Source organism: Arcobacter sp. F155, assembly GCF_004116455.1.
In the GTDB taxonomy this organism is placed as follows: domain Bacteria; phylum Campylobacterota; class Campylobacteria; order Campylobacterales; family Arcobacteraceae; genus Halarcobacter.
The window spans coordinates 45,540-58,233 of sequence record NZ_PDJU01000002.1 but is presented as its reverse complement, the minus strand read 5'-3'; the positions used below and the strand labels follow the sequence as shown (position 1 = coordinate 58,233).

Annotated in this window: 23 protein-coding genes; 11 read left to right on the top strand and 12 right to left on the bottom strand. The window is 29.0% G+C overall.

The annotated features are described in order from the left end of the window. Positions 1-31: 31 nt before the first annotated feature. Positions 32-319 carry a DUF3144 domain-containing protein gene (locus tag CRV03_RS02785; protein ID WP_129083634.1) on the bottom strand — a complete coding sequence of 96 codons (288 nt, stop codon included), beginning with the start codon at positions 317-319 and terminating at the stop codon, positions 32-34. Positions 320-462: 143 nt separating this feature from the next. Between CRV03_RS02785 and CRV03_RS02780 the strand changes: the two genes are divergently transcribed. Beyond that, entirely contained in the window at positions 463-669 is a 207-nt protein-coding gene (locus CRV03_RS02780) for a hypothetical protein (RefSeq protein WP_129083633.1), read from the top strand. Between the two features lie 19 nt (positions 670-688). Here the strand turns inward: CRV03_RS02780 and CRV03_RS02775 are convergent, their stop codons facing one another. Next, positions 689-1,000, bottom strand: a complete 312-nt coding sequence (locus tag CRV03_RS02775; RefSeq protein WP_129083632.1) for a hypothetical protein — start codon at positions 998-1,000, stop codon at positions 689-691. Between the two features lie 142 nt (positions 1,001-1,142). Between CRV03_RS02775 and CRV03_RS02770 the strand changes: the two genes are divergently transcribed. The 5 genes from CRV03_RS02770 to CRV03_RS02750 all read left to right on the top strand — a co-directional run bounded on the left by CRV03_RS02770 (position 1,143) and on the right by CRV03_RS02750 (position 3,579). Then, positions 1,143-1,568, top strand: a complete 426-nt coding sequence (locus tag CRV03_RS02770; protein WP_129083631.1) for a hypothetical protein — start codon at positions 1,143-1,145, stop codon at positions 1,566-1,568. 109 nt (positions 1,569-1,677) lie between these two features. Then, entirely contained in the window at positions 1,678-2,007 is a 330-nt protein-coding gene (locus tag CRV03_RS02765; RefSeq protein ID WP_129083630.1) for a hypothetical protein, read from the top strand. A 14-nt stretch (positions 2,008-2,021) separates the two neighbouring features. Then, complete coding sequence (locus CRV03_RS02760; RefSeq protein ID WP_129083629.1) at positions 2,022-2,282, top strand: GIY-YIG nuclease family protein; 261 nt, start codon at positions 2,022-2,024, stop codon at positions 2,280-2,282. A 10-nt stretch (positions 2,283-2,292) separates the two neighbouring features. Then, positions 2,293-2,874, top strand: coding sequence for a pseudouridine synthase (locus CRV03_RS02755; protein WP_129083628.1), 582 nt, complete (start codon positions 2,293-2,295; stop codon positions 2,872-2,874). 60 nt (positions 2,875-2,934) lie between these two features. After that, positions 2,935-3,579 carry an adenylate kinase gene (locus CRV03_RS02750; RefSeq protein WP_129083627.1) on the top strand — a complete coding sequence of 215 codons (645 nt, stop codon included), beginning with the start codon at positions 2,935-2,937 and terminating at the stop codon, positions 3,577-3,579. 25 nt (positions 3,580-3,604) lie between these two features. Here CRV03_RS02750 and CRV03_RS02745 read toward each other — a convergent pair whose 3' ends face one another. Together CRV03_RS02745 and CRV03_RS02740 are read right to left on the bottom strand one after the other, a co-directional pair. Next, on the bottom strand, positions 3,605-3,985 hold the full coding sequence (locus CRV03_RS02745) for a hypothetical protein (protein ID WP_129083626.1): 381 nt from the start codon (positions 3,983-3,985) through the stop codon (positions 3,605-3,607). A 20-nt stretch (positions 3,986-4,005) separates the two neighbouring features. After that, positions 4,006-4,377: a hypothetical protein gene (locus CRV03_RS02740; RefSeq protein WP_129083625.1), complete on the bottom strand. Its 372-nt coding sequence runs from the start codon at positions 4,375-4,377 to the stop codon at positions 4,006-4,008. A 118-nt stretch (positions 4,378-4,495) separates the two neighbouring features. Here CRV03_RS02740 and CRV03_RS14215 point away from each other — a divergent pair, with 118 nt between their 5' ends. Further along, complete coding sequence (locus tag CRV03_RS14215; RefSeq protein ID WP_258238987.1) at positions 4,496-4,618, top strand: hypothetical protein; 123 nt, start codon at positions 4,496-4,498, stop codon at positions 4,616-4,618. 45 nt (positions 4,619-4,663) lie between these two features. On the opposite strand, the gene CRV03_RS14090 is transcribed toward CRV03_RS14215, so the two are convergent. Continuing rightward, the gene (locus tag CRV03_RS14090; protein ID WP_164968603.1) at positions 4,664-5,110 is read right to left on the bottom strand and encodes a hypothetical protein; all 447 of its coding nucleotides are present in this window, start codon (positions 5,108-5,110) and stop codon (positions 4,664-4,666) included. A gap of 82 nt (positions 5,111-5,192) precedes the next feature. Here CRV03_RS14090 and CRV03_RS02730 point away from each other — a divergent pair, with 82 nt between their 5' ends. Further along, positions 5,193-5,510, top strand: coding sequence for a cupin domain-containing protein (locus CRV03_RS02730; protein ID WP_258238986.1), 318 nt, complete (start codon positions 5,193-5,195; stop codon positions 5,508-5,510). Between the two features lie 45 nt (positions 5,511-5,555). Next, positions 5,556-6,857 carry an aminotransferase class III-fold pyridoxal phosphate-dependent enzyme gene (locus CRV03_RS02725; RefSeq protein WP_129083623.1) on the top strand — a complete coding sequence of 434 codons (1,302 nt, stop codon included), beginning with the start codon at positions 5,556-5,558 and terminating at the stop codon, positions 6,855-6,857. 23 nt (positions 6,858-6,880) lie between these two features. On the opposite strand, the gene CRV03_RS02720 is transcribed toward CRV03_RS02725, so the two are convergent. Together CRV03_RS02720 and CRV03_RS02715 are read right to left on the bottom strand one after the other, a co-directional pair. Then, positions 6,881-7,780: an MBL fold metallo-hydrolase gene (locus tag CRV03_RS02720; protein WP_129083622.1), complete on the bottom strand. Its 900-nt coding sequence runs from the start codon at positions 7,778-7,780 to the stop codon at positions 6,881-6,883. Positions 7,781-7,901: 121 nt separating this feature from the next. After that, positions 7,902-8,321 (bottom strand): peptidylprolyl isomerase, encoded by a 420-nt coding sequence (locus tag CRV03_RS02715; protein WP_129083621.1) that lies wholly within the window; start codon positions 8,319-8,321, stop codon positions 7,902-7,904. Positions 8,322-8,469: 148 nt separating this feature from the next. On the opposite strand from CRV03_RS02715, the gene CRV03_RS02710 reads away from it, so the two are divergent. Beyond that, positions 8,470-9,030: a TIGR00730 family Rossman fold protein gene (locus tag CRV03_RS02710; protein WP_129083620.1), complete on the top strand. Its 561-nt coding sequence runs from the start codon at positions 8,470-8,472 to the stop codon at positions 9,028-9,030. A gap of 14 nt (positions 9,031-9,044) precedes the next feature. Here the strand turns inward: CRV03_RS02710 and CRV03_RS02705 are convergent, their stop codons facing one another. Together CRV03_RS02705 and CRV03_RS02700 are read right to left on the bottom strand one after the other, a co-directional pair. Beyond that, a complete protein-coding gene (locus CRV03_RS02705) occupies positions 9,045-9,539 on the bottom strand; it encodes a flavodoxin (RefSeq protein WP_129083619.1) in 495 nt (164 codons plus the stop codon). 73 nt (positions 9,540-9,612) lie between these two features. Then, positions 9,613-10,224 carry an acyl carrier protein phosphodiesterase gene (locus CRV03_RS02700; RefSeq protein ID WP_129083618.1) on the bottom strand — a complete coding sequence of 204 codons (612 nt, stop codon included), beginning with the start codon at positions 10,222-10,224 and terminating at the stop codon, positions 9,613-9,615. Positions 10,225-10,272: 48 nt separating this feature from the next. On the opposite strand from CRV03_RS02700, the gene CRV03_RS02695 reads away from it, so the two are divergent. After that, a complete protein-coding gene (locus CRV03_RS02695) occupies positions 10,273-10,629 on the top strand; it encodes a DCC1-like thiol-disulfide oxidoreductase family protein (RefSeq protein WP_129083617.1) in 357 nt (118 codons plus the stop codon). A gap of 27 nt (positions 10,630-10,656) precedes the next feature. On the opposite strand, the gene CRV03_RS02690 is transcribed toward CRV03_RS02695, so the two are convergent. The 3 genes from CRV03_RS02690 to CRV03_RS02680 all read right to left on the bottom strand — a co-directional run bounded on the left by CRV03_RS02690 (position 10,657) and on the right by CRV03_RS02680 (position 12,657). Then, on the bottom strand, positions 10,657-11,079 hold the full coding sequence (locus CRV03_RS02690) for a peptidylprolyl isomerase (RefSeq protein ID WP_129083616.1): 423 nt from the start codon (positions 11,077-11,079) through the stop codon (positions 10,657-10,659). 96 nt (positions 11,080-11,175) lie between these two features. After that, positions 11,176-12,267 carry a YeeE/YedE family protein gene (locus CRV03_RS02685; protein ID WP_129083615.1) on the bottom strand — a complete coding sequence of 364 codons (1,092 nt, stop codon included), beginning with the start codon at positions 12,265-12,267 and terminating at the stop codon, positions 11,176-11,178. A 129-nt stretch (positions 12,268-12,396) separates the two neighbouring features. Then, on the bottom strand, positions 12,397-12,657 hold the full coding sequence (locus CRV03_RS02680) for a hypothetical protein (RefSeq protein ID WP_129083614.1): 261 nt from the start codon (positions 12,655-12,657) through the stop codon (positions 12,397-12,399). Between the last annotated feature and the right edge of the window lie 37 nt (positions 12,658-12,694).

Below are 12,694 nucleotides of genomic sequence, written 5' to 3'. Positions count from 1 at the left end.
AGGGAAAATTCTTTCCCTTCTTTTTATTTTGTTACTGAGGATTTTGTGAGAAGTCGTGAGTAACTGCAAAGTTATTTAAATGTTCTTCTAGGGCTAACTTATACTCATTTACAAAGTACTCCATTATCTTCTCTTTTTCAGCTAGCATATCTTCAGCACTATCAAATGATGTACATGTCATATAAGTAGTAAATCTAGCTGAACCATACATAAGAGAAGCACTTACTTCGCCTAATGTTAATCCTCTTTCTAACTGTTGATTTGCAACTGCTATATGTTCATCTGCTCTTTGTAAAAATTCGTTTGTTTTTTCGCTCATAAATTTTCCTATTTTTATTTGAATTATAGTGAAAGAATATTTATAAAAAAGAATTTAGGTAAAATATTTTTTACCAATGATTATTGAAGTAACTTTTATTAACTTTTCACTACAATACCGAACTTTAAATTTAAGGCTAATAAATGGCTAAAAGTCAAAACAATAACAGTGTAAAAAGTTCAAAAGTAGATTTAATCAAACTAGGAAGTAACTCTACTCCAAAAGCATTTTCAAAAGATACAACAGTAAAAGAGCAAGTAGTAAACGCAAGAAAAGCTGCAAGTTTAAACAAAGCAAAAGCAAAGAAAAAAGCTAAAATGGCAAAGGCTTCTAGAAAAAAAGCTAGATAGCAAACTTTGCTAAAGCTTTTTAGCCTAAATCAAGAGGCATAAAATTTTTTTGAAGCTCTATACTTGTATAAAGTTCATTTTCTTCTTCTAAAACTTTTTTTACCTTCTCTTCAATAGCATCTAAAAACTCTTCTTTTGTATTGCAGTTTGAAGTATTGGCTTCTATAGAACTTGCTTTATCTTTTATGGTTTTCAAGTTTTCATTTTCCAAATCAGTTCTAACTTTTAGGGCTAAAACATCTTTTATACAATCTTTATCATAGCCACAATCTTCAATATTAGCTCCAATTTTCTTAGCTTTTTCTTGTAATATTTCAAAATAAGCATCCATAATAGTCCTTTAGAAAGAAGTAATTATAAAACAATAGTATAAAGAGTTTGTAAATAGCAATATAAGTGAATTTTTTAATAAAATTAATAAAGCTTTTATTAAATTAGAAAACTCGCTATAATGCTAAAATACAAGGACATATATGCCAAAAGGTAAAAAAACAGTTATTAAAGAAATTAAATTATTAGGGGACAATGAAATCCTAATAAATGGAAGAGAATACATTATTCTTGAGACTACAGAAAACATTGAAACTGCAAAGACTATGAAAGTATCTTCAAATGGAAATAGAATTCTAAGATTTGAAGATGAAACTAAAAAAGCTAGAATTGATTTAAAAAGGTCAATTGATATTATCAAAATAATTTTCAAAGATGAACAAAGAGCGAAAAAGTTCTTTAAAACAAAAGATAAAAAACTAATCTTACCTGTAGATACAAAAAAAATTATCGCAACAGCAAATTCATTTATTCAAGCACGTTCTATTGTTTCTGATTATCAAGATAAAAAGAGTAAAAATTATGATAGTCAAATAGGTGTTAGTACTTTCTATTTATTTGAAGAATAGGTTTAATCTAAATTCAAATTGCAGTTTGTAATATTTTTAAGTATTCACTTTTTTTTCTTATATACTTCATAAAATAAAATAGAGGTTTTACCTTATGAAGGAAAAAATAGTGAATGGAAATATAGAAGTTACATACAAAATAGTAAATGACAAAGATTTAAATCTAACTCTTAGTTTGCAAGAGCTTTTAAAAAATGAGAAGATAGTAAAAACTATCAAATCAGAGTTTGCAAAAGGCTACAGAAATATTGATATTAAAACTGACCAAGAGTTAAGTGATAAGTTTAAATTAGAGACTATAAAAGAGCACCATAGTTTAGTTGTATCAAAAGATGATTTTGCAGATATTGTAACCTTTGCAGAAGATGATGCTACTACAAAAAAACTTCTAAAAAAAGACTCTTTTGTAGAACTTGTAGATATAAAGACTATAGAGTAATTAGGAGCATATTGATGTCTTATTTTGTATATATCTTAGAGTGTAGTGATAAGAGCTTATACACAGGTATTACAACTGATGTAAAAAAGCGTTTAGATGAACATAACACTTCAGAAAAAGGTGCAAAATATACAAAAGCTAGACGTCCAGTAACACTTATATATTTTGAAAAATCTGAAAATAGAAGTAGTGCTTCAAAAAGAGAATATGAAATAAAAAAACTATCACGAACAAGAAAGCTACAACTAGTAGAGAAATTTAAAGTAAACAATTAGGAAATCATTAGTGAATAATACAGATAATAACTCTACTAAACTATTAGCCTTAAATAAGCCAAAAGGTTATGTCGTAACAAGGTCAGATGAACGTGGAAGAAAAACTGTTTATGATTTACTTCCTTCTTGGGTATTTGAAAATGAGTGGATGCCAATAGGTCGTCTTGATTTAGAGTCTAAAGGTTTACTTCTATTTACCCAAGATGGAAAAGTTGGAAATGCTCTAACTAAACCTGGAAATTGCAATAAAATATACGAAATCTGGGTAAGAGGTCATGTAACAGATGAGCATATTTTAACTGCTAAAAAGGGTGTTGATAATAAATATGGTTTACTAAAAGCCTTAAAAGTAGAGAAAATAGGCTCAGGTGGAGCAAAAACAAAATTAAGAGTTCAGATAGATGAGGGTAAAAATCGTCACATAAGACGTCTTTTTGGAAGTTTAAAAGACCCAAAGTTTGGAACACCTCTTAAAGTACTAAACCTAACTAGAGTATCAATTGGAAGTTTTAATCTAGATTTAGAGAGTGGAAAGTGGCGTTATCTAAGTCTTGAGGAAGAAAAGAACCTATTGGATAAACTCTCGTATTAGCTGTTCTTAACGACTTTTTTTATACAATCACAACAACGAAACACACTAAGGAAATTGACTATGAATTTAATGGTATTTGGTGCACCTGGTGCAGGAAAAGGTACACAAGCTAAATTTTTAATTGAAAAGTATGATATCCCACAAATCTCTACAGGTGATATTTTAAGAGCAGCAATCGCTGATAAAACTGAAATGGGTATGGAAGCTAAGAAGTTTATGGATGAGGGAAAATTAGTTCCTGATTCAACAATTATTGGTATTATCAAAGATAGACTTGCAGAAGAAGACTGTAAAAAAGGTTTCATTCTTGATGGTTTCCCAAGAACTTTAGCTCAAGCAGAAGCTTTAAAAGAGTTAATGGCAAACATGAATATCTCTTTAGATAAAGTTATTTCATTAAACGTTCCAGATGAACTAATTGTAGGAAGAATCACAGGAAGAAGAGTTTGTCCTGATTGTGGTGCTTCATTCCACGTTGACTTTAACCCATCAAAAGAAGAGGGTAAATGTGACTACTGTGGTGGAGAATTAGTTATCAGAAAAGATGACAATGCTGAAACTGTAAAAAGTAGACTTGGTGCATACCATGAGCAAACTGCACCACTAATCAAATTCTATACTGACATGGGTGTTATGGTAGAACTTGATGGTACAAAAGATGTATCAGAAGTAACTGCTGATATGTTTACTGCTATCGAAGGATAATCTTTCATATAAAAGAAGTTGATATTCAACTTCTTTTATAAATCTCACTTAACTCAAAGTTAGTTTTTTTCTCTAACTCTTCTATTTTTTTGATAAGCTCTTCTTGAGTCTCGAATTCACCTTTTTGACAAATAGCTTCTATCAAAGCATATTTTGTTTGTGGTGTCTCATCTAGTTTTAGTTTTGATTTTTCTTGTTCTTTTTGTATCTCATTTCTTTTAGTAATAACTTTTTTAAGATACAAGTCAACTGCTTTTAAATCAAGTATTCCATCAACCATAAACATATCTACACCATTTAATATCAATGCAACTTTTTGTTTTAAAGTATCAAAGTTATAAAGTGTCTTATCTTTTATTAACTCATCTATTTTTTTATCAATTACTACAATATCATCGGTGTACATATATTTCCTTGTATTTATTTTTAGTCGTCATATCCTCTTTTGTACTCTCTTTGTTCTTTCATTCTTTCTTTATTTTGTTTTTTTAACTCTTTATCTCTTTGTTTATTTAGTTTACGCTCTTCTTTTTGCATCTGTTTTTGATACTTTTTTTCTTCTTTCATTCTTTCTTTTTTATATTTTCTTTCTTCCTTATCTTTTTCTCTTTGGAACTTTCTTTCTTCTTTTTCCATCTTCTTATTGTATTTGTACTCTCTCATCTGCTCATCAGATGGTTTTCCTTTTTCAGCCCAAGATGGTTTGCCTGCCCAAGATGGTTTTTCTGCACTTGCTATTTGAGGAAGTGAAACTAATAATGCTGTAATCCCAACTGTTGTAAGTAGTTTTCTTAACATAATTAACTCCTTTTCTTTTATTATATTATAAAAAGAAGAAAATACAGATTTATAAAATAATTAGCTTTTCTTAAGAATGTTCATTTATAATAAGTCAATTTCATTTTAGGGAAAGACAATGAAAAATATTTTGATTATAGGTATGATTGTAGTTGCTATTGCTTATATGTTTGTTATTATGAAAGATAAGTATGACAATATACAAGAGACAAATGCTAAAATAGCTCAACAAAAGAGTTAAAAACTAGGATTAAAAGAGAGTTTCCTCTCTTTTGATTTTATATATTTATTTTGAAGCTTTATAGTTTTGAATTGCATAATAGATATTTGCAATAAGTGTAATAATCCATCCAACAACTGGAATAAAAAATAAAACACTACATACAAAGTGAATTAAAGTTGGTGTTAGTTTTCCAAACTCTTCTTCTTTTTCTTCTTCCATTAATGCAAACCTTGTTACAGCTGTTCCAATAAAACCAAAAAATAATGTTATAAGAAGAGCTATTATTGCTTTAGGAGTATTGTCTTGAGTTTGTTCAAGAACAGGTTTTGTTATGTTAAATACTTCAATTGCTTTATTGTCTTCAGAGATATTAAAATCTATAGATTGTCCTACATATGGAGTTCCTTCACTTTGCCATTCACTTTTAACAAATGTGTATCTTTCACCATTTTGGGCTCTTATGGTAAACAAATTACCATTTTTATCAACACCAAGAATTTTACCTTCCATTTAAGACCTTTATAATAAAATAGGACATTATATAAAAAATAACATTATTAAGGTATAAAATAAACTTATAAAAGGTATATATGTGTTAAGTAATATTTTCAAAGATATAAAAATTGATAATGAAAATGAACAATTCATTGATTTACTAAAGCATGAAAATGTCAGAATAGAAAGAATAGTTTCAAATGGACAATGTTCACCTATAGATTTTTGGTATGAACAAGAAGAAAATGAGTTTGTTCTTTTATTAAAAGGACAAGCTATTTTGGAGTTTGAAAATAAAGAAGTTATTCTAAAAGAAGGGGATTTTATAAATATTCCCTCAAAACAAAAACATAGAGTAAAGTATACTTCAAAAAAGATTCCTACTATTTGGTTAGCTATTTTTTATAATAATTAAACCATAGAAGAATCTTTAAAACTTATACTGGTATAGGAGTGAAAAATGAATGAAAGAAAAGTGTTATGGAAAGCATTCACTGCAAATAGAGATTTCAATAAAGACCCTAAGATATTTGTAAAGTCAGATGGTATGTATTACACAAAGGAAGATGGAAAAGAGGTTTTAGATGGTCTTGCTGGTCTTTGGTGTTGTAATTTAGGGAATAATCATAGAAAAGTTGTTGATGCAATAGTCAATCAAGCTCAGCAGATGTATTTTTGCCCACCTTTTCAGCTAGGAAATGACTTAGAGTTAGAGTTAGCCAATGAGATTAAATCCCTTGCTCCAAAAGGTTTAAATCATATTTTCTTCACAAATTCAGGCTCTGAATCAGTAGAGAGTGCACTTAAAATGGCTCTTGCATATCAAAAATCAAGGGGCAAAGGAAATAAAAATATTATCATAGGTCGAGAACACTCTTATCATGGTGTAAACTTTGGTGGGATATCAGTTGGTGGACTTGTAAACAATAAAAGAGATTATAACAATCAAATAAAAACTACCCATATTCCTACAATACTTGATATAGAAAAAAATGCTTTTTCAAAAGGTATCCCAAAACATGGAAAAGAAAAAGCAGAGTTTTTACTTCATCAAATAAACTTACATGGTGCAGAAAATATTGCAGCAGTCATTATGGAACCAATAGCAGGAGCTGCAGGGGTACATATTCCTCCAAAGGGATATTTAAAAAGAGTAGAAAAAATATGTAAACAAAATGATATCTTACTTATTTTTGATGAAGTGATTACAGGCTTTGGAAGATTAGGAACTGCTTTTGCTGCTCAAAAGTTTGGTATAAAACCAGATATTATTACAACAGCAAAAGGTCTTACAAGTGGTTCTGTTCCAATGGGTGCAGTAATAGCAAGTAAAAAAATCTATAAGCAAATAGTTAAAAATAGTAAAACACCAATAGAGTTCTTTCATGGATATACCTACTCAGGTCATCCTTTAGCTTGTGCTGCTGCACTTGCAACTATTAAAGCTTATAAGGAAGAGAGTTTATTTGAAAGAGTAGCTTCTTTAGAAGAGTTTTTCCAAGAGCAAATTCATTCACTAAAAAAATGTAAAAATGTAATTGATATTAGAAACCTAGGTTTAGTTGGAGCCATTCAACTAAAATCTGATAAGAAAAGTATTGGAAAAAGAGGAAAAGAAGTATTTGAAAAATGCTATAAAAAGGGAGTCTTAGTTAGACCAATAGCAGATACTATAGCTTTATCTCCTGCATTTATTATCTCTAAAAAACAGATAACTGAGATTATTGAAGTATTAAGAGAGGTTATAAATAAAGTAGAATAAATATTCCCATGAAAGGGAATATTTTATTGATTTGCTTTTACAACACCATAAAAGATTTTTAAAAACTTTTCTGGTGGTAAAAATCCTCCACCTAGTTTTTTATCATAATCAGCAAAAGGTTTTAACGCAACTATCTCTTCTAAAGTTTTACCCTCAGAAATTAACTTTTTCATCCTTTTGTTTAATTCTACAAGTGTATCTTTGTAGTAAGTTAACTCTTTTTTGTTTGAAAGTTTACCATGTCCTGGAATAACTTTTGTATTGTCATCAATTCTACTTAATATATATTCAGCAGCTTTTATAACACCATCAACATCACCTTTACTTGATTCATCAATAAAAGGATAAAAACCATTAAAATATATATCTCCTGTATGAACTACATTTGCATTTTTGAAGAAGATAATACTATCTCCATCTGTATGTGCATTGTTTTGGTAGATTACTTCAATATTTTCATTATTCATTGAAAACTCTATTTTGTCATTAAAAGTAACTGTTGGTAGACCAACTTTAGATAAAGCAGGAACAGTTTTATTAAAGGCTTTTATAAAACTATCTTCACTAAGTCTTTTTTTTACATTTTCATGGGCAACAATAGTTACATTGTCTTTTCCTATGTTTTCATTTCCATTTGTATGGTCATAATGCCAGTGAGTATTAACTAGATATTTTATATCTTTTTGAGATAGTTTAGAAATTGCACCTTTTATTTTTTTTGTTAAAGGAGCAAACTGACTATCTATCATTAGAACACCATCTTCACCTACACTCAATCCTATATTTCCACCTTGACCTTGTAACATATAAACACCATTTGCTACTTTTGTTGTAGTAATTACAACTTCTTTTTTATCATGATTATGGGCAAATGAGATTGTTGTAAAAAAGGCTAGGGCAAAGAATACTTTTAAAAGTTTCATCTTTTATCCTTTGTAAGATTTTATAATACTAAATAATATTAACTAAAATAGAAAAGATAAACTTTAAAATATAAAATTAGTGTGAAAGAAAGAAAACCTCCTTGAAAAGGAGGTTTATAAATTATAGTACTGAGTGAATAGTTACTTTAAAGTCTAAATCACAACCTGCAAGAGGATGGTTATAATCAATTGTAACTTCATCTTTAGTTACTTCTGTAACAGTTGCTTTGATGATTTCACCTTTTTCTCCATCAGCTTCAAGAACTAATCCTATTTCTAAATCAATTCCTTCAAAATCAGCTATCGGTAAAGTCTCTGTTAATTTTGGGTCATGCTCACCATAAGCATCAATTGCTGCAACTTTAATATCTTTTGTTTCTCCTGCTTCCATTCCTACAATACCTTTTTCAAGTCCTGCAATGATTTCACCAGTTCCATGGATAAATTTAATAGGCTCATTATCTTTATTACTATCAATTACTTCGTCATTTAATCTTACTTCATAAGACATAGATACAACACTATTTTTACTTATTCCCATAATAATCCTTGTAAGAGTTTTCTAAAAACTAACTATACCCTAATAGACTAATTATAAGGTAAAATAAAAAGTGACTATAAAACGTTTATTACATTTTAAACTACTTTATATATAATCAGTGTTTATATCTTTTGAAGGACAAAATAATATGAAAGTTGCAGTATATTGTGGCTCAAGTAGTGGTGAATGTTCTATGTACGTAGAAGAGACTAAAGCCCTAGGTGAATTTTTAGCACAAAATAACATTGATGTTGTTTATGGTGGTGGAAAAGTTGGATTAATGGGAATCATAGCAGATACTATTATGTTAAATGGTGGAAATGTATATGGTGTTATTCCTGAGAAACTAAAGGAAAAAGAGTTAGCTCATACAGGAATTACAGAGTTAACAATTGTAAAAGATATGCATGAAAGAAAAGCCAAGATGGCTGAAATGGCAGATGCTTTTATAACACTTCCTGGTGGAGCAGGGACTTTAGAAGAGATTTTTGAAGCATGGACATGGGCACAACTTGGTTATCACAATAAGCCTTGTGCTTTTTATAACATAGGTGGTTTCTATGATGATTTATTTAATATGATAGAAAAGATGACAAAAACAGGGTTTTTAAAAGAAGAGTATTTAGATATGCTTATTAATACTTCAGATTTAAAAAGCTTAATAGAGTCAATTAAAAACTACGAAGCCCCTAATGAAAAATGGGATTAAATAAGAAGGTTCAATTAAAAAGAACCTTCAATATCTTTTACCCAAGCTTCAATTCTCTCATCTGTTAACTCATCTTGGTTAACATCATCAATTGCTAAACCAACAAACTCGCCATCAATTACAGATTCACTCTCATCATAATGATATCCATCTGTTGAAGTTTTCCCTACTACATTACCAGCTTTTACATGAGCATATAGATGTGATAATGAGTTACAAAAAGTGTCTGAATAACTCTCTTGGTCTCCAAGTCCTACTAAAGCAATAGTCTTAGAAGAGAAATCTATCTCTTGTAGATTGTTCTCAAAGTCTTCCCAATCTGCTTGTAAATCACCACTTCCCCAAGTAGGTGAAGCTAGAATTAACTTATCGTATTTTTCAATATCTTCTTTTGATGAATCAGCAATATTATGTACTTCTATCTCTTTTGAAAAAGCATTTTTAATTTTTTCAACAATATCTTCAGTGGTCCCAGTGTCACTACCATAAAATAATCCAATTGTTTCCATGATAATATCCTTGTTAATTTATTTATACTAAAAATATAACATGATTATATTAAAATAGTATAAAATTGTTTTATTATTTCCAATGAATTAGAGACTCTTTATTTGTATTTCTTTCTACTTCAATGCAAAGTTCTGGGAAAAACTCTAAGAAGTCTTTTTCTATTTTATCTATATTCTCACAAACTCTTTCATAGTAGAATGAAGCCTTATCTCTAGTGGCTAACCTTGGTGATAATCTTTTATCTACTCTTAGAAAAGCTTCATTTAGCTGCTCTAAACTTTGGTACTTATTTAGTAAATCAAAATCAATCATTCTTTTTAAAGGTGTTGCTGCATGAGTTGGCAAAGATGGAAGTATTTTATGTGAATTTATATAGAATTCATTTAAAAACTCATCTAATGGGATTTTAGAAAAACTATTCCAATTTTTAGTAAGTAAATAATCATATGTTAGGTCAATAACAACTGCTTTTAAAAGCCCTTTTTTCCCAAGTCTATTTTTACTTGTTTTAAAAAGTATATGAGCATCTGTGTATGAGTCTATAAGTTTGTGGATTTTCATTCCATTTTTAATATGAATACTTGAATTGTCCCAAACTTTACCCTTAAGTGGGTCTGCAAGATAGTTTGCCACTTGAAACTCTATATTGTATTCTGATAAAAAAATATGTGCTAACCAATTCATTGTTTATTTTACCATATTTGATATAATAGTAGTAGCAAAGGAATAGTTATGAAAATAGATATCTATTATGATAAAGAGTGTCCTTTTTGTAATAAATATACTCAGATACTAAATCTTCGTAAAGAGCATGATGTAAGTATAAATAATGCTAGGGATGACTTAGAAAAGCTTAGATATTTTTACTCTTATGGTTATGATATAAATAATGGAATAATCGTACAAATAGATGAAAAAATATATCAAGGTAGTGATGCAATAATAGCTATTGATAACTTAAGTGAAAATAGTTCATTTTTTTATAAAACAAAGATATTTCAGAACTTTTTATATCCAGTTTTAAAGATTATAAGAAAGATTGTTTTATTTATTTTAGGTAGAAATTCAAATATAAAGTTTGAAGAGTAAACCTAAGCTAAAAGCTTAGGTTTTAAATTAGATAATACTATTAATAGTAATTGAGAAGTTTAATTCTTTTCCTGCTAATGGGTGGTTGAAATCTACTTCAACAGAACCATCTTCTTTAATATCAGTTACGATTACTTGGATAGGTTGACCATTTTCACCTTGACCTTGTAAAGGCATACCAACTTGAAGTTCTAAATCTCCAAATTGCTCTTTTGGTAAAACTTGTTTTGCTTCTTCATTGTACTCACCATAAGCTTCTGCTGCTGGTACAGTAATATCTTTTGAGTCACCTTCGTTTAATTCTACGATTCTTGACTCTAAACCTGGAATAATTTGTCCAGTTCCATATGTGAACTCTAAAGGATCTTTGCCAATATTGCTATCAACTACCTCTCCATCTACTTTTAATTCATACATCATTGCTACAACTTGATTGCTTTCTATAGCCATATTGACGCTCCTTTATTTGTTTTTTAAAGTAAAACTCTATCGAAATAAAATAACACAGAGGTAAAATATGACTATATCAGAAATAAATCTTAAAATTTAGATTTGATAGTCTAAATTTGAACCCTTAGAGTCTTTGTCATTCCACTCAAAGATGAAACACATTGGTAATTCATTTCTTTTATTTAAGTAGATTGCAGACACTAGTCCACCTACGAAAATAGAACTAATGGCTACAGCTGAACCAAAGGCTAAAGTAGAAAGTCCAGTTAAACCTTGTCCTACTGTACAACCAATTGATAAAACACCACCTGTTCCCATAAGTGCTCCACCAATCATATTATTTCTAACTCTATTTTCACCCTTTGCAGCAGTACAACCAAAGCTATATCTTCTATTGAACTTAGACATTGTAAATGCTCCAATAAGAACACCAAGAATAAGAGAAATAGAGAATGTTAATTCATTTACTTGATAAAGCATAAATAGTTCTATTGTTTTTCCAGTTGGATATACAAAACTAATACCTTCAAAGCTTATTAGTCTTTCAATACTCTCTTCACCTAAAACTCCTGTTACAGTCCAAGCAGCAGCTACAAGAAGACCAACTAATACCCCATCCCAAAGTGAAAATACTCTTTTTATCTTTTTTGTTAATGCAAATAAAATCACAAGTAAAATACCTACAACAACATAGATATTCATAGTTTTTTCTTCAATAAAAGCTGACCACTCGATTAAAGTAGGGTTATTTGTAATAGGATTTAAATATCCACTTAGAAAACCTCTTGCAGTAGCAAAGGCAAAAATTCCAATAAATACAATACTAATTAAAGAGTTTTTATCCCCTTGTGCAAACTTGATAAGATGTCTATTGCTACATCCATCTGCAAGCATCATTCCTACACCAAACATTAAACCACCAAGAATGATTACAAAATAGTTAATATTTTCTTTATAATATGGTGTATCTGAAAAATCTAGCTCATAGTGTGAAGAGATAAGTGCTGTTGAAACAATAGCAACAATCATTGCCATTACAACAGATGCGCCTCTCATTGTGGATTTTGTTAACATATAATCTTTAATTGACCCACTAAAACAAAATTGTCTTTTTTGAGCAATCATCCCAAAAATAGCACCTATAGCAAAGCCTAGAATATTTACTATTTGAAAGATTTCTAAATCCATTTAAATCCTTAGTTAATTAATATAGTTTAAATTAATCAAATATTATCTATAAATATTTAAATACTATATTAATGAGACTTCTTAAAAAAATAATTAAGGAAAAATAAATCTTTACTAAAAAAGTAAAGATTATACTTCTTGGTTTTCAGCTCTCATATCTTCAAGACCTTCGATAATATCTAAAGCCTCTTCTTGAGAGATTGTATTGTTTGCAATGTCAGCTAATACTTCATCAAAGTATTGTTTAATTTGTTTCATATACTCTAACTCTTCTTTTAAGTCATTTGTACTTTTTTTAGATAATTCAGCTCTAATTTCTCTAATGTTTTCATTTACTTCAACTAAAACATCTTCTTTTACTAACTCTTCTAATTGTTTAATATAATCCATAATTTACCTTTGTTGTCTTGATTAATTCTAATATTAT